Origin of the sequence: Neorhizobium alkalisoli, assembly GCF_002968635.1 — a bacterium.
Lineage (GTDB): Bacteria > Pseudomonadota > Alphaproteobacteria > Rhizobiales > Rhizobiaceae > Neorhizobium > Neorhizobium alkalisoli.
The window spans coordinates 514,477-536,100 of record NZ_PVBN01000001.1; the positions used below are offsets into that span (position 1 = coordinate 514,477).

General features: G+C 61.0%; 18 protein-coding genes and 1 riboswitch. Of the genes, 11 read left to right on the plus strand and 7 right to left on the minus strand.

The genetic code is table 11. The annotated features are described in order from the left end of the window. Positions 1-111: 111 nt before the first annotated feature. On the minus strand, positions 112-321 hold the full coding sequence (locus C5L13_RS02445; protein ID WP_105381648.1) for a hypothetical protein: 210 nt from the start codon (positions 319-321) through the stop codon (positions 112-114). 224 nt (positions 322-545) lie between these two features. Here C5L13_RS02445 and C5L13_RS02450 point away from each other — a divergent pair, with 224 nt between their 5' ends. The 3 genes from C5L13_RS02450 (at position 546) to ubiA (ending at position 5,277) form a co-directional block, all read left to right on the plus strand. After that, complete coding sequence (locus C5L13_RS02450) at positions 546-2,843, plus strand: Tex family protein (RefSeq protein ID WP_105381649.1); 2,298 nt, start codon at positions 546-548, stop codon at positions 2,841-2,843. A 158-nt stretch (positions 2,844-3,001) separates the two neighbouring features. Further along, a complete protein-coding gene (locus tag C5L13_RS02455; protein ID WP_105381650.1) occupies positions 3,002-4,255 on the plus strand; it encodes an SAM-dependent methyltransferase in 1,254 nt (417 codons plus the stop codon). A 71-nt stretch (positions 4,256-4,326) separates the two neighbouring features. Continuing rightward, a complete protein-coding gene (gene ubiA / locus C5L13_RS02460; RefSeq protein ID WP_105381651.1) occupies positions 4,327-5,277 on the plus strand; it encodes a 4-hydroxybenzoate octaprenyltransferase in 951 nt (316 codons plus the stop codon). Between the two features lie 84 nt (positions 5,278-5,361). Here the strand turns inward: ubiA and C5L13_RS02465 are convergent, their stop codons facing one another. Further along, entirely contained in the window at positions 5,362-5,928 is a 567-nt protein-coding gene (locus C5L13_RS02465) for a DUF6101 family protein (protein ID WP_105381652.1), read from the minus strand. Positions 5,929-6,222: 294 nt separating this feature from the next. Between C5L13_RS02465 and C5L13_RS02470 the strand changes: the two genes are divergently transcribed. Then, a complete protein-coding gene (locus C5L13_RS02470) occupies positions 6,223-8,811 on the plus strand; it encodes a DUF1217 domain-containing protein (protein WP_158693371.1) in 2,589 nt (862 codons plus the stop codon). Here C5L13_RS02470 and C5L13_RS02475 read toward each other — a convergent pair. The 4 genes from C5L13_RS02475 to C5L13_RS02490 are packed head-to-tail and all read right to left on the minus strand — an operon-like array spanning position 8,808 to position 12,285. Continuing rightward, positions 8,808-9,212: a winged helix-turn-helix domain-containing protein gene (locus C5L13_RS02475; RefSeq protein WP_105381654.1), complete on the minus strand. Its 405-nt coding sequence runs from the start codon at positions 9,210-9,212 to the stop codon at positions 8,808-8,810. The two genes, C5L13_RS02470 and C5L13_RS02475, sit on opposite strands and share 4 nt — an antisense overlap. Beyond that, a complete protein-coding gene (locus tag C5L13_RS02480; RefSeq protein ID WP_105381655.1) occupies positions 9,209-10,642 on the minus strand; it encodes an FAD-binding oxidoreductase in 1,434 nt (477 codons plus the stop codon). Before C5L13_RS02480 ends, C5L13_RS02475 begins: the two co-directional genes overlap by 4 nt. A gap of 16 nt (positions 10,643-10,658) precedes the next feature. Then, positions 10,659-11,636 carry an L-threonylcarbamoyladenylate synthase gene (locus tag C5L13_RS02485; RefSeq protein ID WP_105381656.1) on the minus strand — a complete coding sequence of 326 codons (978 nt, stop codon included), beginning with the start codon at positions 11,634-11,636 and terminating at the stop codon, positions 10,659-10,661. Between the two features lie 34 nt (positions 11,637-11,670). Next, entirely contained in the window at positions 11,671-12,285 is a 615-nt protein-coding gene (locus tag C5L13_RS02490) for a DUF6656 family protein (protein ID WP_407070393.1), read from the minus strand. A gap of 150 nt (positions 12,286-12,435) precedes the next feature. Then, positions 12,436-12,650, plus strand: a riboswitch (cobalamin riboswitch). 94 nt (positions 12,651-12,744) lie between these two features. On the opposite strand from C5L13_RS02490, the gene C5L13_RS02495 reads away from it, so the two are divergent. The 3 genes from C5L13_RS02495 (at position 12,745) to C5L13_RS02505 (ending at position 15,225) form a co-directional block, all read left to right on the plus strand. Further along, positions 12,745-13,989 carry an aromatic ring-hydroxylating oxygenase subunit alpha gene (locus tag C5L13_RS02495; protein ID WP_105381657.1) on the plus strand — a complete coding sequence of 415 codons (1,245 nt, stop codon included), beginning with the start codon at positions 12,745-12,747 and terminating at the stop codon, positions 13,987-13,989. A 121-nt stretch (positions 13,990-14,110) separates the two neighbouring features. Then, a complete protein-coding gene (locus C5L13_RS02500; protein WP_105381658.1) occupies positions 14,111-14,530 on the plus strand; it encodes a BA14K family protein in 420 nt (139 codons plus the stop codon). A 197-nt stretch (positions 14,531-14,727) separates the two neighbouring features. Then, the gene (locus C5L13_RS02505) at positions 14,728-15,225 is read left to right on the plus strand and encodes a BA14K family protein (protein WP_407070394.1); all 498 of its coding nucleotides are present in this window, start codon (positions 14,728-14,730) and stop codon (positions 15,223-15,225) included. Between the two features lie 58 nt (positions 15,226-15,283). Here the strand turns inward: C5L13_RS02505 and C5L13_RS02510 are convergent, their stop codons facing one another. Next, a complete protein-coding gene (locus C5L13_RS02510) occupies positions 15,284-16,279 on the minus strand; it encodes a transporter (protein WP_105382049.1) in 996 nt (331 codons plus the stop codon). Positions 16,280-16,489: 210 nt separating this feature from the next. Here C5L13_RS02510 and C5L13_RS02515 point away from each other — a divergent pair, with 210 nt between their 5' ends. The 4 genes from C5L13_RS02515 (at position 16,490) to mcpU (ending at position 21,595) form a co-directional block, all read left to right on the plus strand. Beyond that, positions 16,490-18,271, plus strand: a complete 1,782-nt coding sequence (locus C5L13_RS02515) for an acyl-CoA dehydrogenase (RefSeq protein ID WP_105381659.1) — start codon at positions 16,490-16,492, stop codon at positions 18,269-18,271. A gap of 12 nt (positions 18,272-18,283) precedes the next feature. Continuing rightward, the gene (locus tag C5L13_RS02520; RefSeq protein WP_105381660.1) at positions 18,284-19,042 is read left to right on the plus strand and encodes a crotonase/enoyl-CoA hydratase family protein; all 759 of its coding nucleotides are present in this window, start codon (positions 18,284-18,286) and stop codon (positions 19,040-19,042) included. A gap of 80 nt (positions 19,043-19,122) precedes the next feature. Further along, positions 19,123-19,422 carry a hypothetical protein gene (locus tag C5L13_RS02525; protein WP_105381661.1) on the plus strand — a complete coding sequence of 100 codons (300 nt, stop codon included), beginning with the start codon at positions 19,123-19,125 and terminating at the stop codon, positions 19,420-19,422. A gap of 82 nt (positions 19,423-19,504) precedes the next feature. Beyond that, positions 19,505-21,595 (plus strand): methyl-accepting chemotaxis protein McpU, encoded by a 2,091-nt coding sequence (gene mcpU / locus C5L13_RS02530; protein ID WP_105381662.1) that lies wholly within the window; start codon positions 19,505-19,507, stop codon positions 21,593-21,595. Positions 21,596-21,624: the final 29 nt, after the last annotated feature.

Below are 21,624 nucleotides of genomic sequence, written 5' to 3' on the forward strand. Positions count from 1 at the left end.
CTCGCCCTCGTTTTTTAACCTGACCGGCGGTTAAGGGGCGGGACGGCAAAGGTCAAGTGCCGGGCCACGAGATGTTCGATCACCCCGTGGCCCGACCACTACGACCAAACCCTAGCGATGCGACGGAGCCGACACCGTGCCGCGTCGGATGTTCAATGTCGTCTGGAAGATCATCCTGTTTCGGTACGCGAGGAAGGGCACCGGCTCGTCTCTCGAAGACGCATTGGCGAGTTTTTCGTCGAGATAGGAAATGGCGGCTTCGAGCTCTTCATCTGCAACCGCCGTGTCGAACGCCAGCACTCTGGCAGCTTTCCTGGGCATTCATACCTCCATTCCTGGCCGCATCATGCGGCGGTCGGAATTTAGGTGCTCATTGCGGCGGGTGAGAGAGTCCTCGTTCTTTTCCACAGGTCCATGGTTAGCGGTCTTCCAACGTCCGTACCGATTTGGCACATCCTCGGCAAATTGTGGACCCGTCGTTGCCCACGTTGCCTTGCCACAAACTTTCACTATGGTCACGCCTCCGGTTTTCAAAGGGGAAGCTCATGGCCGCCGATATCCGATTTCTTGCCGCCGCGATCGCTGCGGAGATCAACGCCCGCCCGGAGCAGGCCTCTGCCGCGATCGGCTTGATCGACGATGGCGCGACCGTGCCCTTCATCGCGCGATACCGCAAGGAGGTGACCGGCGGGCTCGATGATTCGCAGCTGCGTACGCTCTCCGAACGTCTGGTCTATCTGCGCGAACTGGAAGCCCGCCGCGCTTCGATCGTCGAATCGATCACCTCGCAGGGCAAGATGACGGACGAGCTTGGCGGGAAGATTGCGAAGGCCGCGACCAAGGCTGAGCTGGAAGACCTCTATCTTCCTTACAAGCCGAAGCGCCGCACCCGCGCCGAGATTGCCCGCGAGCGGGGTCTCGGGCCGCTCGCCGACGCTATATGGGCCGACCGGACCGCCGATCCCGCAAAGCTGGCGGAAGCCTATGTGGCGGGCGAGGTGCCGGATCTGAAGACGGCGCTCGACGGTGCGCGCGACATCGTTGCCGAAACGATTTCGGAAAATGCGGACCTGCTCGGAAAGCTGCGGCAGCATATGCGCAACGGCGCGACGTTGAGGGCCAAGGTGGTCGATGGTAAACAGGAGGCCGGCGCCAAGTTCTCCGACTATTTCGATCATTCCGAACGCTGGGCAACGGCGCCCGGCCATCGCGCGCTCGCCATGCTGCGCGGCTGGAACGAGGAATTCCTGACGCTTTCGATCGAAGTGGATCAGGACGATCCGTCGCCGATGAAGCCGGCGCAGCGCATCATCGCGCTTGCTTTCGACATCCGCGACCGGGGCGCTGCGGATCGCTGGCTGATGGAAGCCGCCGGCTGGACTTGGCGCGTCAAACTCTCCGTATCCCTGTCGCTCGACCTGATGCGGGAATTGCGCGAGCGCGCCGAGGAGGATGCCATCCATGTCTTCGCCCGCAATCTGAAGGATTTGCTGCTTGCGGCTCCCGCCGGTTCCCGCGCGACGATGGGGCTCGATCCCGGCATCCGCACCGGCGTCAAGGTGGCCGTGGTCGACGGGACCGGCAAGCTGCTCGAAACGACGACGGTCTACCCTTTCCCGCCGAAGAACGATATTCGCGGCACCCAGGCCGAGCTTGCCTCCCTTGTCCGCAAGCACAAGGTGGAACTGATCGCCATCGGCAACGGCACGGGCAGCCGCGAAACGGAGAAACTGGTGGCGGATATGCTCGCCAACCTGCCGGCTCCCAAGCCGACGAAGGTGATCGTCTCGGAAGCTGGCGCGTCGGTCTATTCCGCTTCGGAAGCCGCTTCGGCCGAATTCCCGAACCTCGACGTGTCGTTGCGTGGTGCGGTCTCCATCGCCCGCCGCCTGCAGGATCCGCTGGCCGAACTCGTCAAGATCGAGCCGAAATCGATCGGCGTCGGCCAGTACCAGCACGATGTGGACCAGACGAAACTTTCGCGCTCACTGGACGCGGTCGTGGAAGACGCGGTGAATGCCGTCGGCGTGGACCTCAATACGGCCTCGGCCCCGCTGCTTTCTCGCGTTGCCGGCCTCAGCAGGTCGATCGCTGAAGCGATCGTCGTGCATCGGGATCAGAATGGTGCGTTCGAGAGCCGCAGGGAGCTTCTCAAGGTCGCCCGGCTCGGCAACCGGACTTTCGAGCAGGCGGCTGGCTTCCTGCGCATCCCGAACGGCAAGGAGCCGCTGGATGCCTCGGCCGTCCATCCGGAAGCCTATGGCGTCGCCAAGAAGATCGTCGCCGCCTGTGGCCGCGATCTGCGAACCCTGATGGGCGACAGCGCAACGCTGAAGGGCCTTGATCCGCGCAGGTTCATCGACGAGCAGTTCGGCCTTCCGACGGTGAAGGACATCATCGCCGAACTCGAAAAACCCGGGCGCGATCCTCGTCCGGGCTTCAAGACGGCGACCTTTGCGGAGGGTATCGATGAGATCGGCGACCTGAAGCCCGGCATGCTGTTGGAAGGCACGGTTACCAACGTCGCCGCCTTCGGTGCCTTCGTCGATATCGGCGTGCACCAGGACGGACTGGTGCACGTCTCGCAACTCGCCGATCGTTTCGTCAAGGACCCGCATGAGGTGGTCAAGGCCGGCGATGTCGTGAAGGTTCGTGTGGTCGAGGTCGACGTCAAGCGCAAACGCATCGGCCTGACCATGCGCAAGGACGGCGGCGAGGCGGCCCCGGCTTCACGTGGCGATGCTCGGGAGAGGTCCGCCAATCCCAAGTTCGCGAAGACCGAAAAGCCTTCCTCTCAAGGTGCTTTCGGTGCAGCTTTCGCCGAAGCCCTGAAGCGCAAATAGGATTCCGGGCAATATCTCCAGCGAGGTTTAGGCCGTCAACAAGTTTGACGGCCTGTTTTTTTATGTCATTTTCATGTCTGAAATGCGCTTGCAAGTCGGAAATAAACCACTAGATTTTGAGTTAGTAAGGCAGGCTTAGTATCTACGGAGGTGAGTCTATGGCCTCGTCCCTTCACAATCTCTTTAGCAAGATCATCAGAACAGGCACGCTTGTCGTCAAAGGCTCCGGTGGCGAGCAGCGATATGGTGGAGGAGGGGGGCGCTCCGTCACGATCCGGATCACCGACGAGGCAGCCGAACGGGATCTGGTCGCCGACCCGCAGCTTAAGCTCGGAGAGCTCTATATGGATGGCCGGCTTCTCGTCGAGGAAGGCGACATCTACGAGTTCCTCGCGCTCGTCAAGGACAACACGCTGAAGGAAGGTCTGACCTTCGGCATCCTGCTGCGCTCCCTGGTGCGGATCGCGATTGCGCAGTTTCGCAACCGTGTGCCGATCAACCACAACCGGCACAATGTCGCTCATCACTACGATCTGAATGCCAGGCTCTTCTCGCTGTTTCTGGACGAGGACTGGCAGTATTCCTGTGCCTATTTCAACCCGCCGGGGATTTCTCTCGATGAAGCCCAGATCGCCAAGAAGCGCCACATCGTGGCGAAGCTGCGGGCGGAACCTGGCCAGCGGGCGCTGGAGATCGGTTCCGGCTGGGGCGGTATGGCCATGTACCTGTCCGAGTTCTGTGGCGTCGATGTAACCGGGATCACACTCAGCGAGGAGCAGCTCAAGGTATCGCGGGAACGCGCAGCCAGGCGTGGCCTGGCCGGCAGCGTCCGGTTCGAGTTGCAGGATTATTATTACCTGCCGCCGCGCAAATATGACCGTATCATCTCGGTCGGTATGTTCGAACATGTTGGTCGGATGAACTACCGCAAGTTCTTCAACAAGGTGAACGACGTGCTGGCCGATGACGGCGTCATGGTGCTGCACTCGATCGGCCAGCCCGATCCGGCACTGATCAACAACCCGTGGATCGAGAAATACATTTTCCCGGGGGGCTACATTCCCTCCATAGCCGAAGTCATGCCGGCGGTCGAAAAGGCGGGCCTGCTCGTCTCCGACATTGAAATCTTGCCGATGCACTATGCTCACACGCTCCGTCATTGGCGGGAGCGCTTCATGGCCCACAAAACGGAAGCCGCTGCCCTTTATGACGAGCGTTTCGTGCGGATGTGGGAATTCTACCTTGCCGCTTCGGAAATGGCCTTCACACACGAGAACTTCTTCATCTTCCAGATGCAGATCGTCAAGAAACGGACGGCGGTTCCCGACAACCGCAACTACATCCATGAACGCGAGGCGGAGCTGAAGGCTTTCGAAGAGAGCCGCATTCCGCTGGACCAGATTGCGGGTTAGGTGAAACAGCGGGCGGGTCCGGGGGGTGTCCTGCTTGACCGTCGTCATGGTCGGGAGCTAGAACCTCGACCATGACGAACGCCGACAATTTTAGCGGCCGCGTGGCCGACGCCCCTTCGGACAACTGGGTCTACCGCGTTCTGCCGCGGTCGGCCTGGCCCTATGCGCAGCTTGCGCGCTGGGATCGCCCGATTGGCTGGCAACTCCTGATGTGGCCCTGTTTCTGGTCGGCGGCGCTCGCCGCCAACGCGGCACGGAATGAGGAGCTATTTTCCGTCGGGCTTTTCCTCTTCCACCTGATCCTGTTTTTCGTCGGTGCGGTTGCGATGCGCGGGGCCGGCTGCACATATAACGACCTCGTCGACCACGACATCGATATGGAAGTGGCGCGCACCCGTTCCAGGCCTCTGCCGTCCGGCCGCGTGTCCCGTTTCGAGGCGAAGACATTTCTAGCCGTCCAGGCGCTGGTCGGCCTTCTTGTGCTGATCCAGTTCAACTCCTTTACGATCGTGCTCGGCATCCTGTCGCTGGCGGTTGTCGCGATCTATCCTTTCGCCAAGCGGTTTACGGATTGGCCGCAGTTCTTCCTGGGGCTTGCCTTTTCTTGGGGAGCGTTGATGGGATGGGCCGCCGTCTTCGGCAGCCTTTCTTGGGGAGCGATCTGGCTTTACCTCGCCGCCATTGCCTGGACGATCGGTTACGACACGATTTACGCCCATCAGGACAAGGAGGACGACGAGCTGATCGGGGTACGCTCCACGGCGCGCCTCTTTGCCGAGGATACCCAGGCTTGGCTCGTTGGCCTTTACGGGCTGACCCTCGTGTTCCTGCTGTTTGCCTTCGCCGCCGCCGGCGTTGGATTCTTCGCCTATGCCGGCCTTCTGGCTGCGGCCGTGATGTTTGCCTGGCAGGTCGTAATCCTCGATATCGAGGATGCCGACCAGTGCCTGAGGCTCTTCAAGTTCAACACCCGCATCGGTGCGATCCTGTTTATGGGCCTTACCCTGTCCATGATCGTATAGCTCAACAAGCAAGAAGCCCGATCGGCTGAGGATCGGGCTTCTTCGTTATCGCGAGAAGCGGTGGACAAAGGGACAAACAAAGCCCTAGCGGCGCGCGATAATTTCCTTGCCTTCGATTTTCATCGAGATGCCCAGGCTGCCGGTGGTTCTGCGCACCAGGAAGCGCGGCCGGCGGGCTGCGAAGTAAGAATGGCGGCGGCGCTGCTTGGCTCCCTCGGATCGGACCTCACCCAGGTGGGTTTCCAGCGGTCGGGCAACGCCGTCGGCCTCCACCATCAGCATGGGGATCCGGAAGGCATTCGCCCAGCTCCGCCAGTCGGCGGCGATGTCGCAGAGATCGTGAGCGACCAGAAGCGGGATGCAGAGATCCGGGTCTTCGTGGTGCAGTTCCAGGGTGACGGTCACTTCCCCGTCGCCATGATCGATGGCCCGGGCGGCCACACCCTTGAAGGCCCGAGCGGGAAGTGCGACGGACAGCGGCAGGCCGCTGGCCGGAAGTATCTTGCGGAGAACGGCACCGCGCTTGTCGATGGTGATGGTGACATCTCCTGATGCCTCGCGCAGCGCATAGGTAACCTGCTGCGGGAAACGAGACGGATCGAGCCTCAATGTCGACCCTGCCCAAACGGGCTTCAGAACGGTATTGTTCATCGATATGCTACCCTTGTTTTACCTGAGAGCCGTTACCGGTTTCTCCACGGGACTTTTGTCCTCTGATAGCCAGAGCATAGGGCGGGCATGTTCGAGACTGCTTAAAAATTGCGGTTAAAGAAGGTTTGCCTGACTTGATGGTTAGCGAAAACGAACCCTTTTGGGTTTCCGGAAGGTGAATCGCAAGAACCTGTGCGGAGGCGGGACAAGAGGCGGGCCGGCGAGGGAAAAGCCCCGTGCAAGGCAAGTCGGGGATGATTGCACCAGCATCATTCCGACTTGCGGGGCCAGCCCATGGTATCGACCTATCTCACCTTCGATCTCGTCAATCGCGACATCCTGAAGAGCCTGAAGCAGATTTCCGGGCAGACGACGGTCGCGAACGATACCAAGTACTACCAGGACAATATCGGCAAGGTGAAAACCGTCGACGAGTTCCTGGATAACTACCGGCTCTATTCCTATGCGATGACGGCCCACGGCCTTGACGAAATGATCTACGCCAAGGCCTTCATGAAGCAGGTGCTGGAAAGCGATCTCGGCGACGAAAACAGCTTCGCGAACCGCCTGACGGATGATCGCTACAAGAATTTCGCGGCATCCTTCAATTTCGCGTCGTCCGCGTCGGACACGGCCGTTGCCCAGTCGGACGGCCAGATGGATGAGCTTTTCGAAACCTACGACCAGACGATCGCCGCCCAGGAAGACCAGATCGAGGAGGACACCCGGTACTTCCGGGTGATGCTGAGCGAAACCGGCAACGTCAAGAACGTCGACCAATTCCTCCGGAATGACCGCCTGCGCAACTATCTGTTCACGGCCTATGGGATCGATGCGAAATACTACAACTACGAGGCCATTCGAGGCGTGCTGACCAGCGATCCGGCTGATCCGACCAGCTATTACAATACCGCCTATGGCAACTCTCTCAACCAGTATGATGCCGCCAAGACCGAAGACGCCGAACTGGTCGAGCGAAAGAGCCTCGCCACGACCGTCCCGCAGCTGCAGGACTCGATCACGCTTGGCGAGCAAAGAAAAACCGATCTTCAAACCCAGATCGCGGCCAAACAGGACGAGTTGGCCAATGGCGGCGACCCTGCGGTCATCCAACCGCAGATTACCGCCCTTCAAACGCAGCTGACGCAAACCGAGCAGCTTCTTCAGACGGACCAGGGGAAACTCAATGTACAGCAGCCCCGGCTTAACGAGCTGAACGGGCGCCTGGTGCCTCTCGACCAAACCAACCAACGGCGCCTGGCACTCGCGGAAATCATGAACGCGGTAAAGGACGATACAGCCTATCTCGAAGTGATGAAGGCGCTTGCCGAGGACTTCAGTTTCAATGCCGACGGCACGGTGCCGGCCGGCGGCGCAGTGACTGACGACAAGCTGGAAGAAATTGTGGCCGGCTTCTTCAACAAGCAGACGCGCGTCACGCATGCCGAAGCCATGTTCAATCAGGAACTGTTTGAAGAGACAATCGCGACCGCAACGAACGTCACCGATCTCACGAGCGATGACCGACTTATGAAATATATCAAGGTCGCTTTTAATCTCGACAAGGTCACCGTGGTCAAATCCACCATAGAGCAGATCCTCACGAGCGATCTGAGCGACCCCAACAGCTATGCGAACAAATTCGGCGCCAGCAACCCGCAATATCTGGAACTCGCCAAGGCCTTCAACTTCAAGACGGACGGGACGGTCGTAGCCGGTGAGGCACAGACGAGCCTGCAGACCAACCGCACCCGCGACAATTACATGAGCCGTTGGGATGACAAGCAGGAAGACGAATACGAGAAGGCGGTCAGATTCTACAAACTGGATCTGGCCGCCGTCAAAACGCTCAACGATTTTCTAAGCAGCGATGCCGAGACGAGCTACGACTTCGCGCTGACGGCAGTCGGCCTCGACCCCTCGTCGGTTTCGAAACTGACGGTAAAAAACGCGCTCAAGAGCGATCTGTCAGACCCGGAGAGCTACATCTACAAGCTCGAGGACGAACGGTTCATCACGCTCGCCAAACTGTTCAATTTCACCAAGGAGGGTGAGGTTACAGCGCCCGTTCTGGCTCAGTCGAATTCGGCGATCACCAATGTGGCCAAGGACTACATTCTGCGCCAGACCCGCTTCCTGGAAGGCGACGAGCTGGACGTCGTTAAGAAGAAGGCCCAGGAAGAAGCCAAGTATTACACGGATACGATGCAGCGGATCGACAGCCGCGATGAGCTGCTCGCCGACCGCAAGCTCCTGGATATCCTTCTCATCTCCAAGGGCATCGATCCCGCGACGATAACCAATGACGTCCTTAAGCAGGCATTTACTTCCGATCTCAGCGATCCGAAAAGCTTCGTCAACAGCCAGCCGGACAAACGGCTCGCCCAGATCGTCGGCACCTTCAATTTCGATGCGAAGGGCGATGTCGATCGCAGCACGGCCGGACTGGCCCAGAACGGCGGCGAGGTCGCGGCAACCCAGAGCCTCTATGTGCGGCAGCTTCTGGAGACGCAGCAGGGCGAGGAAAACGCCGGCGTCCGCCTGGCGCTCTATTTCCAGCGTATGGCCGATACCATCACCGATCCTTACGTGATCCTCGGCGACGAGGCCCTGATGGAGTTTTTTCGTATCACCTTCAGTCTGCCTTCCGAGATCGGCAACATGGAGGTCGATCAGCAGGCAAAGCTGATCGAGCAGAAACTCGAGCTTAAAGACCTGGCGGATCCGGAAAAGCTCGACAAGCTGATCAAGCGCTTCACGATCATGTACGACATAGAAAACGACTTGTCGGCTACAGCGTCGGCTGCCACCATTCTTGGCGGCGGTTCGGGCGGCGTCAGCGCGGATACGCTTTGGGCACTGTCCCAGATCAGGATGGGTTAAGCGGAGTCTCCAGCGCCATCTTCGGTATCCGCGGTTGTCCCGGCGACATCGAAATCCGGGGCGGTATTGGCAGCCAGCCAGTCAAGGTCCTCTTGGATACTGTTCCGGCTTTCCTCTTCCATCCTTCGGTAGCGCGAAAGCAGTTCCTGGCCGAAGTCCGTGAGCCCGGCGCCGCCACCGCTCTTGCCGCCGTGGCGGGTGAAGATCGAGGGTTCCTGAAACATCCGGTTGATCTCATCGCCAAGCAGCCAGGCGCGCCGGTAGGACATGCCGATCGCGGCTCCGGCGGCGCGGATCGATCCATGCTCCGCGATGAGCTCGAGAAGCTGCGCCTTGCCAGGCCCAAGCCGCACGCCGTTGCCGAGATCGATGCGGATCGTAGTTTTCGGTGTCTGGCTCAAGGGATTGCCACCACTTTATCGGGGTTCATGATGCCTGCGGGATCAAAGGCCTTCTTGATCCTCCGCATCAGATCGAGTTCGATCGGAGAACGGATGTGAGCGAGCTCGTCGCGCTTCAACTGGCCGATACCATGTTCGGCCGAAATCGACCCGCCCGCTGCCAGCACAATTCCGTGGACGATCTCGTTGATCTCGCGCCAGCGGCCGATGAAGGCCGCCTTGTCGGCGCCGACCGGCTGCGAGATGTTGTAGTGGATGTTGCCGTCGCCCAGATGGCCGAAGGCGCAGATGCGCGCGCCGGGAATAGCCGCCAACACCGCCTTGCCCGCGTCCTCCATGAAGGCGGGAATCTTCGAGACGGGTACGGAAACGTCGTGTTTGATCGACCCGCCTTCCGGCTTCTGCGCGTCTGAAAGGCTTTCGCGCATATGCCAGAGCGCCTTCTGCTGGGCGACCGACGCGGCGATGACCGCGTCGCGGATGAGGCCGGCCTCAAAGCCTTGCTCCAGCAGCGACTGCACCATGGATTGCGCCGTTTCTGCCGAATCCGATGTCGAGATGTCGATCAGTGCATACCATGGATGCGGTTCGGAAAGCGGATCGCGAACACCTTCGATATGGCGCGTGGTGAACTCGATGCCGATGCGCGGCATCAGCTCGAACCCGGTCAATGCCGTGCCGCAGAGGTTGGAGGCCCGTTCGAGCAGCTTCAGCGCATCCTGCGGGGAATCGAGACCGGCAAGCGCGACCTGATGCCCGACCGGCTGAGGGAAAAGCTTCAGCACGGCACCGGTGATGATGCCGAGCGTGCCTTCCGCGCCGATGAAGAGATCGCGCAGGTCATAGCCGGTATTGTCCTTCTTGAGACGCCGCAGGCCGTCCCATATTTCGCCGGTCGGCAGCACGACTTCGAGTCCGAGGCAGAGCTGGCGCATATTGCCATAGGCAAGCACCGAGGTGCCGCCGGCATTGGTGGAGAGATTGCCGCCGATGCGGCAGGATCCTTCGGAACCAAGCGACAGCGGAAACAGCCGGCCCACGGCTTCGGCGGCCCTTTGAACGTCGGCGAGGATTGCGCCGCCATCCGCGACCAGCACGTTGGCAACCGGATCCACGTCCCGGATGCGGTTCATGCGCTCCAGCGAGACGATCAGGTCGCTGCCGCCGCTGCGCGGTGTCTGACCGCCGACAAGCCCGGTATTGCCGGTCTGCGGCACCACCGGCGTGCCTGTCTCGCTCGCAAGCTTGAGGATCGCGGAAACCTCCTCCGTCGAGCCCGGCTTCAACAGCATCGGCGACGAACCGAAATAGAGCCCGCGGCCTTCCACGAGATGCGGCGCGAGGTCTTGCTGGTCCCGTAGAACGTGGTTGTCGCCGACGATCGCCGCGAAGCGGGCGAGAAGCTCGGGTTTTGGCCCGGAAATGTCCATCGGCGTCTCCTCCTCGTTATCCCCGCGGCGCTGCTGCGCGGGCCAGCCGGTCGTTGATCGCCTCACCCAGCCCGTGATCCGGTATCGGGGTGACGGCAATGCGCGCCGCACCGGTTGCATCGGCGCGCTTCAGGTAGTCGAACAGATTTGCCGCCGCCTGCGCAAGATCGCCGGAGGGGCTGAGATTAAAGACTTCCTTTGCAAGCTCGATGCCCTTTATCGGAGCCGAACCGAGCCGGATCAAGGCCTCACCGCTTTCCACATGCTCGGCATTCAGCCGCACCGGGGCTCCCGGAGCGTAGTGGGAGGCGAGCATGCCGGGTGCCTCGATGATTGCCGCCGGGCCCTCAGGTCGCGTCACCGCAAGGCCGGTTGCCTTCTCGATCTCCTCGGCTGCGACGCCGCCGGGCCGCAAGAGGCGGATGATGCCGTCCTCGACCCGTAGGATGGTCGACTCCACGCCGACCGGGGCCGCACCGCCATCGATAACAAGTTTCAGCTTGTCGCCCAGGTCTTCCGCCACGTGCTTCGCGCTCGTCGGGCTGACCTTGCCGGATGTGTTGGCGCTGGGCGCCGCCAGCGGCTTTCCGAAAGCACGGATGAGTTCGGCGGCAAAGCCCTTGGGAAGACGGACGCCCACCGTGTCGAGCCCCGCCGTCGCCAGCGAATGAATGCCGCTTTCCGGCTTCAGGGGCAGGATCAAGGTCAGCGGCCCCGGCCAGAACGCTGCGGCGAGCTTTCGCGAGATGGGGTCGAAGACTGCGTAGCGCTCCGCCATGGCGATATCGGCCATGTGGCAGATAAGCGGGTTGAAGCGAGGCCGGCCCTTGGTCTCATAGATGCGCGCGATGGCGGCGGGATTGGTGGCATCCGCGGCGAGCCCGTAGACCGTTTCCGTCGGGATCGCCACCGGAAAACCATCCGCCAGCACGGTGCAGGCGTGCGCGATGGCGTTCTCGTGGTCCGTGGTGATGTCGATGATCTCTGCCGTCATGTCCGCTCGTCAATAGCGCGGACAGGGGTCTGCTTCAAAGCTTTTTGATGATCTCGCGAAGCGCATCGTTCGACGCGCCGAGCAGAAGCACGTTCTTGATCGCTTCCATCGGGTCGCTGGTCTGGAAAAGCAACCCGTTCCTGCGGATCGTGCGGCTGATCTGAAACGGCTGGCCTGGCTCGCCTTCGATCGCGACGGCGAAATACATGCGCGAATAGGAGGTGTGAATGCGCTCGAAGAATCTCTCCTCTTCGCCGATCTCACAGAAGAAATTCGCAATGTAGAAAGACCAGCTGACAGGCACGCGGCGCGCAAGAAGGGTTCGCGCTGCCGTCACGTGGCAATAGCCGAGATGGGGTTTTCCCTCGAGCGTGCGGTGGAAGACGATCTTCGGAAACTGGATGGAACGATGAAAGGCGTTGATGCGCTCGTGGCTTTTCTCGCCAGCAGTTTCGAGCCGCTTGCCGGTTCGCTCGGCGACCTCTTCGTGGCTGATATAGCGGCGTTCCTCCGGCAGCCAGATGGGCTTGTGCCGGACAATCCGGCCGGTTCTGAGAAACTCGGAATGGGCAGCGGATTTCGTTGCCGCCGGCACCGGGGGGCTTGGCGGGGGAGTTTCGAAGTAGCGGATCTTTTCCTTGGCCTGCACTGGCTCCGCTCCGGTTGATGCCGGTATTTTAGAATTTAGCTCTTAATGACAGGTTTCCCTTATGCGAGGCTGGAAGGGCTTTTCGCGTCGTCGTCAATGCGGTTGCCGATGTCGCAATGTCGTCTATGCGACAGCCGGGGCGGATGTTTATATCCGCATCAAGCTCAAGGTGCCGCCCGGCTAGGGAGGGCGGAGAATTGGGAAGCCGGTCGAAGCCCGGCGCTGCCCCCGCAACGGTGGTGGAGTTCGAAGGTTTGGCTAAAGCCACTGGGAAAGAGCCGCAACGGCCGCCCGGGAAGGCGCCCGACCAGTCTCGAAAGGGACAACTCCTGAGCCCGGAAACCAGCCTTGGGGAAAGAGGTTACCGATCGCGGCGGGCGTTCGGGGCAGGGGGCTGGCAGGCGTAAGCCGGCCTGTTTTTCCATGTCCTTCCGCATGCCATAACACGAGGAAGGCAAGATGGAAATTCGCAACCAGGCGCTGCGACAGCTCAAGAACCGCCGCGAAGGCTTCAGCCTCGAACAGGCGTTTTATACCGATCCGAACTACTACAAGCTCGATCTCGAGATGATCTGGTATCGCGACTGGCTGTTCGTCGGCCATGATTGCGAGCTGCCGAAGAACGGCAGCTATTTCACGCTTCAGATCGGCGACTATCCGGTCGTGGTGGTGCGCGGCCGCGATGGCCAGATTCGCGCTCTTCATAACACTTGCCGCCATCGCGGCAGCCGCGTCTGCACCAAGGAAAGCGGGTCGGCCGTACGCCTGGTCTGTCCCTATCATCAATGGACTTACGAACTGGACGGCTCGCTGTTGATCGGACGCCATATGGGCAAGGAGTTCGACAAGAGCCAGTTCGGAATGAAGAAGGTGCATTGCGAAAGCGTCGCCGGCTACATCTTCATCTGCCTGGCCCAGGAGGCGCCGGATTTCGCACCTGTCCGCGCCGCGATCGAACCCTATGTGGCGCCGCACGGCCTGTCGGAGGCCAAGGTTGCGCATCAGTCGACGATCATCGAGAAGGGCAACTGGAAGCTCGTCTGGGAAAACAACCGGGAATGCTACCACTGTGCCGGCAATCATCCAGAGCTTTGCCGCACCTTCCCGGAAGCGCCGACGGTCACCGGCGTCGCCGGTGCGATCGATGATCCTGTCATCATCGAGCACTGGCAGCGTTGCGAGGCCGCCAATCTGCCGAGTCGGTTCCAGATTTCGCCGGACGGCCAGTTCCGTGTCGCCCGCATGCCGCTGATCGAGGGGGCGGAGAGCTACACCATGTCCGGCAGGAATGCCGTGCAGAGAAAGCTGTCCGACGACGTGACGATCGACGGTATCGGCACCATGCTGCTCTTCCACTATCCGACCACCTGGAATCACATGCTTGGCGACCACGCGATTTCCTTCCGGGTCACGCCCCTCGGGCCGGAGGAGACCGCCGTTACGACCAAATGGCTGGTCCATAAGGACGCGGTCGAGGGCGTCGACTACAATCTCGAAGAGCTGACGCATGTCTGGAACATGACCAACGACCAGGACCGCCAGATCGTCGAGGAAAACGCCTTCGGCATCCGCTCGCCGGCCTATGAGCCGGGGCCCTATTCGGCCGAACACGAGGGCGGCGTCATGCAGTTTGTCGAATGGTATTCGAACTTCATGGTCAATCGCCTGCAGGGAGATCAGGCAAAGCTTTCGATCGTCGCGTAAGTCGGCGAGCGGCCGATCTCCTATTCGTGATCGGCCGCTCTGTGTCCTCGGCGGGGCCACTAGGAACAAAGTCCTCGATCTGACGTTGCTTTCCTCGACAACGAACAGAGGAAACACCGCAATGAAATATCGTCTTCGCCTGACTGCAATGGCAGTTGCCCTTGCTTCCACGCTGACCAGCTTCGCGCCTGCCCAGGCATTTCAGATGCCGTCGGCGCCTGCTTTCTCGGCATCTTCCGCCGTCACCGATATCCAGTATCGCGACCGCCGTGACTGGCGCGGCGAACGTCGCGGCTGGTACAGGGGACATCGCGGCTATCGCGACCGCCGGCCCGGCTATCGCTACTATAACGGCTTGTGGTTCCCGCTTGCCGCCTTTGGTGCAGGCGCGATCATCGGTGGCGCTGTAGCGACCGATCGAGGCGGTTATAGCAGCCGTCACTACGCCTGGTGCGAAGACCGCTACCGTACCTATCGCGCCTCCGACAATACTTATGTCGCCAGTGCCGGTGTGCGTCGGATCTGCCGGTCGCCTTACTGATCCGATAGCATCAGGTTATCGATTGCGACCCGATCTCGGGCATGATGCCCGAGGTCGGGTTATTTACGTCTGGAACGTTAATCGCCTATTCAGGATCAATTTCCTAAGGATTGCCGAAAGACCGGCCTCTCCAGTATAGGGTTCATCGGCCGCAGAAGAAATTTGAATACATCCAAATAAGGAATGGGAGTTCCAATATGATGTTCAAGAAGATGGTGCTTGCGGGGATGTCCGCCGCAGTTCTCATGGGCTCACTGGGGCAGGCTCAGGCCATGCCGCTTCCAGCCGCGCCGGCTGTGGGAAGCCCGGCTGTCACCGAGGTTCAATACCGGGAACGCGACCGCTGGGAGCGCGATCGCTGGGAGCGTCGCGAGTGGCGCCGGGATGGGTATTACAACGGCCACCGCGGCTACCGCGAGCGCCGGCATGGCTATCGTTACCACAATGGCTACTGGTTCCCGCTTGCCGCCTTTGGTGCGGGCGCCATCATCGGGGGCGCGATTGCGGCTCAGCCGCGTTATGTGGAACCCGCGCCGCGATATGTCGAACCTGCTCCGACCTATGTTGAGCGCAGCGACATCAATCCACGCCACTACGAATGGTGCGCCGACCGCTACCGCTCATACGATAGCTATTCGAACACGTTCCAGCCAAACTACGGCCCGCGCCAGACCTGCCTGTCGCCGTACTACTGATAGCGGCCTCCTACGTCTGAGCCCGTTCGGTACCTGCCGGACGGGTTATCGAGGCGCGTCAGAGAATGCCTGCCCGTCTCAACAGCCACCACGCGGCGAAAACAGAAACGCCCATCAGGCTGAATGCATAGATCGTGCCCCCGGACCCTTCCGCAAAAGGAAGGGACGAGGTGTTCATGCCGAAGAAGCCGGTCACCAGCGATGGCGGCAACAGGAATGCGGTCATCAGCGACAGGATGTAAAGGTGCCTGTTGGTTTCCGACGACAGCTTCGAATCGATTTCTTCGTGAAGCAGCCGGGCCCGCTCCTGCAGGGCATAAACATCGTGATCCACTGCCTCGAGCCGAGAGATGAGCCGTGAGGATGCATCGTCGAAACCCGCCGGCATTTCGTCGTCGTCGACAGCCGCCGCGCGGCGCATCAGGGTCAGCACGGTTCTCAGATGGCGATGCAGCCGGACAACCGTTCGCCGCACCGGCGCCAGTCTTCGGCGCTCGTCGCGGGGCGCATTGTCGTAGACGAAGTCCTCGATCAGGTTCAGCTCTTCTGTGAGCTCCATCACCAGGCCGATCATCGTCCGTTGGAACTCGGCGACGAGCGTCTCGAACACGTCGATAGGCTTTTGGTAACGCGACGCGTTCTTCTCGATCGCCGCCCTAACTCGGTCCACGGATCGCAACGGTTGCAGGCGTGTGGTGATGATTACCTTGCCGGATGCGAAGAAATGCAGCCAGCCGATGTCGCGCGTCTCGCTGTCGAATTCCCGCTGGAAGTCGACGAGCGTCCCGTAAACGACCTGTTCGTCGAGAGTTATGGCCGCATGAGTGTCATGGGTGGTGAGTGCAGCGACTGCGGGTGGCGGGAGGTCGGGGAAGCCTTCCAGGAATGCAGCGACCCGGGAGTCTGCGAGGTTCAGGTGGAGCCAAAGGAAGCCGTCGCTTACTTCAAGGTCGCTGCGGGCCATATCAAGCGGCAGCCGGGTGCATGGCGCAGTACCGGAGCGGAAATGGTAGGCCCAGACCAGACCGGGGACGGCGGGCGTTATAAGAGACATCGGCGTGGCATCCGGACGCATGAAAATCACTCCATAAGTTCCCTTTGTAACGCCAGTTCAACAAAACTTCCTGAAGCGCCTTCGCACAAGCAGGAATCGCAGCAGCGATTGACAATTACATTTACGTTTACGTAAAAAGCAAACAGGCATGCCGCCGCGATGGAATCGGGTAGCATTGGGCAGGCGGAGCTGCCCTGGGAGGAGAGCATCATGTATAAGGCACCGGTCGAAGAGATCGCTTTCACATTGAATCACGTCGCAGGTTTGGCCGACGCGGTGGAAATCGGCAGGTTCGGCGATCTTAGCGCGGATCTTGTCGAAGCCATCCTGGAAGAGGCAGGCCGTTTTGCCGGCAACGAAATGGCGCCACTCGGCGAGATCGGCGACAAACAGGGCGCGCGGTTGACCGACGGGGAAATAAAGACGCCGGACGGCTGGCCGGAACTCTATCGCCACTGGCGGGAGGGGGGCTGGAACGGACTGACGGCGCCGGAAGCCTTCGGCGGCCAGAACCTGCCGCATATGCTGAATGTCGCGGCGCTCGAAATGTGGAATTCCGCTTCCATGGCCTTCGCGCTTGCGCCGACGCTGACCATGGGGGCGATCGAGGCGCTCGTCACGCACGGCAGCGACGCGTTGAAGGAAAAATATCTCGCGAAGATGGTTTCCGGCGAATGGACCGGCTCGATGAACCTGACCGAGCCGCATGCCGGCTCCGATCTCGGCGTTCTGAAGACCCGCGCCGAACGCAGTGACGACGGCACCTACCGCATTTTCGGCCAGAAGATCTTCATCACCTGGGGTGAGCATGATGTGGCGGACAACATCATCCATCTGGTGCTGGCGCGGCTTCCCGATGCACCGGCCGGCACACGCGGCATTTCGCTTTTCCTCGTCCCGAAATTCCTGGTGAACGAGGATGGTTCGCTCGGGCCTCGCAACGACGTCTTCTGCCACTCGATCGAACACAAGCTAGGCATCCACGGCTCGCCGACTTGCACGATGATCTACGGCGACGGCAGGTTCGGCGAAGAGAAGGGTGCCATCGGCTGGATCGTCGGAGAGGAGAACAAGGGGCTCGCCTGCATGTTCACGATGATGAATAACGCCCGCCTCGCCGTCGGCATGCAGGGCGTTGCCATCGCGGAAGCCGCAACCCAGAAGGCGGTGTCCTATGCCCATGAGCGTACCCAGGGCAAAGCCCCCGGATGGTCGGGATCGGGCATGAGTCCGATCATCGAACATCCCGACATTGCGCGGACGCTGATCACCATGAAGGCCCTGACCCAAGGTGCGCGCGCCATCTGCTACGCCTGCGCCCATGCGACCGACATGTCGCATCACACGGAAGGCGATGATGCTCGCCACTGGGCCGAGCGCGCGGCACTTCTGACGCCGATTGCCAAGTCCTTCGCGACCGACGTGGGTGTCGAGGTCGCCTCGCTCGGCATTCAGGTGCATGGCGGCATGGGCTTCATCGAGGAGACCGGCGCTGCCCGCTATCTGCGCGACTCCCGTATCGCCCCGATCTACGAAGGCACCAACGGCATCCAGGCCATCGATCTGGTGACACGCAAGCTGCCGCTCTCTTCCGGCGAGCAGGTGCAAGGTTTCCTCGGCGAATTGAAGCAGATCGCCGAGAGCGTCGCTGCGTCGAACGACACGGCTTTTGGTGAAACCGGCGATCGGCTGCGTGCCGCGATTGCCGCACTCGAAACCGCCACTCATTGGCTGCTGGAGGCCCAGGCCGCCGGAAATGCAACCGATGCTCTGGCCGGCGCGACCCCCTATCAGCGCCTTTTCGGCCTGACCTTGACCGGCTGCTATCTCGCCAAGGGCGCGCTTGCCAATACCGGTGACGGCGGAGCTGAAAAGCGCGTCGCGCTATGCCGCTTCATGGCGGAAAACCTGCTGTCCGAAACATCGGCCTTGAAGGACCGCGTCGTCTCCGGCGCTGCAAGCCTTCAAGCTGCCCGCGCAATCCTCGCCTGAAGGAGCTTTTCCGTGAGCGACACCCATATCCTCGTCGAGCGTCCGGAAGCCCAGCCGGGCGTCATGGTCATCCGGTTCAACCGACCGGAAAAGAAGAACGCCATCACCTCGGCCATGTACAGCCGCATGACCGCAGCGCTGCACGAGGCAAACGAGGACGAAGCGGTACGGGCCGTCGCATTCCTCGGCACGGAAGGATGTTTCTCGGCGGGCAACGACATGGGCGACTTCCTTGCCTATGCGATGTCGGGTTCGAAGGAACCACCGGCCGCCGCCGTCTTCATCAAGGCACTGGCGGTTGCGGAAAAGCCGCTTGTGTCCGGCGTCGATGGGCTGGCGATCGGCATCGGCACGACCCTCAATCTTCATTGCGACATGACCGTTGCGTCGAGCCGCAGCCTGTTCAAGACGCCTTTCGTCGATCTGGCATTGGTGCCGGAGGCAGCCTCCAGCCTGCTTGCTCCGAAGGTGATCGGCCATCAGCGCGCTTTTGCCATGCTGGCGGCGGGGGAGGGCTTTTCGGCGCAGGACGCACTCGACGCCGGGCTGATCTGGAAGATTGTCGAGGCCGATGCAGTGGAGGCGGAGACGCTCTCGCTCGCAGCAGCCCTCGCCAAGAAGCCGCCACAAGCCTTGAAGATCGCCCGCGATCTGGTGCGCGGGCCGCGGGAGGCTGTTCTTGCACGGATTGATGAGGAGCTGGTGCATTTCTCCGCGCAGCTGAGAAGCGCAGAAGCCCGCGCCGCTTTCGAAGCGTTCATGCGGCGTTAACGCTGACAACCAAGAGAGCAAGTATCCCGCCTTCTTTTGGGGCACGGCCAGGAATAGATTGTGCCGCAAGGAGAAAACTCATGCGCATTGTCTTGCTTGGCCTGATGATCCTGACGGTTGCTTATTCAACGGCACATGCCGGAGTATTGCCGCCTGCGGATTCGCAGACGCCTTGGAGCGTGGCCCAGTATCAGGGCAACAGCCATGCCCGGACCGACGACCGGCCTGCGCGGCCCCAGCGTTATGTCTGCGTGGTTCCGCCGCGGGAGAGCGATGATCGCAACCGGCCCTATGTGTGCCGCGCCGACGCCGGACGGGTCGGCGGACGCTGCCGCTGCCCGAACGTCGTCGGTAACGGGCGTCTTGATCTGGACTATTGAGTAAGTATCGGTTTTTTAACTTCAATTAAATCTTAATAAGCGGTCTCTAACTCTTGTTGCGGAGCAAGAATTGGGGACGTGCATGCATAAGAGAACGAATCTGATGACCCGCATCCTGGTTGCGGCGTCAGTCGTTGTAATGGTCGCGCTGGCGGCCTTTTCGACGCACATCTATTGGGTCCAGCAAACCGCGACGACAAAAGCCGTCCATGACAACATGAGCTCTTCGGGCCGGCAGGCAGCGGAAAGTCTTGCGAACTGGATGAATGGCCGCATCGTGCTGACGAGCATGGTGGCTGATGCCGTTGCAGCAAATTCCGGCGAGGTTCTCAAGGTCCTGGACAATCAGGTGCTGACGAAGCAGTTCGTGAGCACCTATTTCGGCGACGAAGCGGGCGTGTTCACCATGTGGCCGAAACTGCCGATGCCGGAGGGGTATGATCCGCGCAAACGCCCGTGGTACAAGGACGCCGTCTCCGCAAATGGGCCGGTGTTGACCGAGCCCTATGTGGACGCCTCGAGCGGCAATTTGATCATCAGCGCCGCGGTGCCGGTCAAGGCGGAGGGAAAACTGGCAGGTGTCGTCGGAAGCGATTTTGCGCTCGATGCCATCGTCAATCTCATCAAGTCCGTCGATGTCGGCGTTGAGGCGACCGCCTTCCTGGTCAACAAGAATGGCACCATCCTCATTCATCCCGACAGTAAGCTGATTGGAAAAACGCTTGCCGACATGTTCCCGCAGGGGACGCCGAGGCTCGGTGCGGACCTTGTCGATACGCGCCTTGCGGGCAAGGACGTGCTGGTGAGCTTCGTCCCCGTTGCCGGCCTGCCGAGCGTCGAATGGTCCCTCGGCTTTGCGGTCGACAGCGACGCAGCCTATGCTTCATTGCGTGATTTCAGAAACAGCGCGATTGTTGCGACCATCCTGGCGGTTGCCTTGATGATGGCCGCGATGGCGTGGGTCCTGAACCAGTTCGTCGTCCGCCCCGTGACGGACATGACGAAAGCCATGGAAAAGCTCGCGGCCGGGCAGCTCTCCATCGCCGTTCCGGGCGAAGAGCGCCGTGACCAGATCGGTGCCATGGCAGCCGCCGTCGCCGTCTTCAAGGCCAACGCGATGGAACGTGAGCGGTTGGAAGGCGAGGCGGAAAGCGGCCGCCGTCTGACCGAAAGCGAGCGGCGTGAACGGGAAACGCAGAAGGCCCGCGAGGACGCCGAGATACGTTCTGTCGTCGAAGGTTTGGCCGAGGCGTTGAAGGCGCTTTCTGCCGGCGATCTCGCCTATCGGATCGAAAAACCATTCCCGCAACATCTCGATCGCCTTAGGGATGATTACAATACCTCCGTCGCCCAGTTGCGCTCGGCGCTTCAGACGGTCGGAGCCAATGCCCGCACGATCGATGCAGGTGCGGCGGAAATTCGCCATGCGGCCGACGGGCTTGCTCACCGCACCGAGCAGCAGGCGGCCTCCGTCGAGGAAACCGCCGCAGCGCTGGAGGAAATCACCACCACCGTCCGTGATACCGCTCATCGAGCCGAAGAGGTTGGTGCACTGGTGACGCGAGCCCGCGACGGCGCCGAGCAATCCGGCAATATCGTTGCCAAGGCAGTCTCGGCGATGAACGAGATAGAGGAATCTTCCGGCAAGATTTCCAATATCATCGGAGTGATCGACGATATCGCCTTCCAGACGAATCTTCTGGCGCTCAACGCCGGCGTCGAAGCTGCCCGCGCGGGAGAGGCCGGCAAGGGTTTTGCCGTCGTGGCCCAGGAAGTGCGCGAACTTGCACAGCGCTCGGCTCAGGCCGCCAAGGAAATCGAGGCGCTGATCAGCGCGTCCAATACGCAGGTCCGTTCCGGCGTGACGCTGGTCGCGGATACCGGCACGGCGTTGAAGAGCATCATGACCCAGGTCCAGGAGATCAGCCGGCATGTCGGCGCGATCGTTACGGCAACGCGGGAACAGTCCACGGGCCTCAACGAGATCAACCACGCGGTCAACGCCATGGACCAGGGTACGCAGCAGAATGCCGCAATGGTCGAGGAGCAGACGGCGGCAAGCCATGGGCTTGCGGCGGAAGCGGCAAAGCTGATGGAACTGCTCTCGCAATTCAATCTTGGCGGCGGCGAAGGGACCGGTAGGAGGTCGCAAGACAAACGCTACGCGGCGTGATTGCCTGATTTGAGATTAATGCCCGCCGA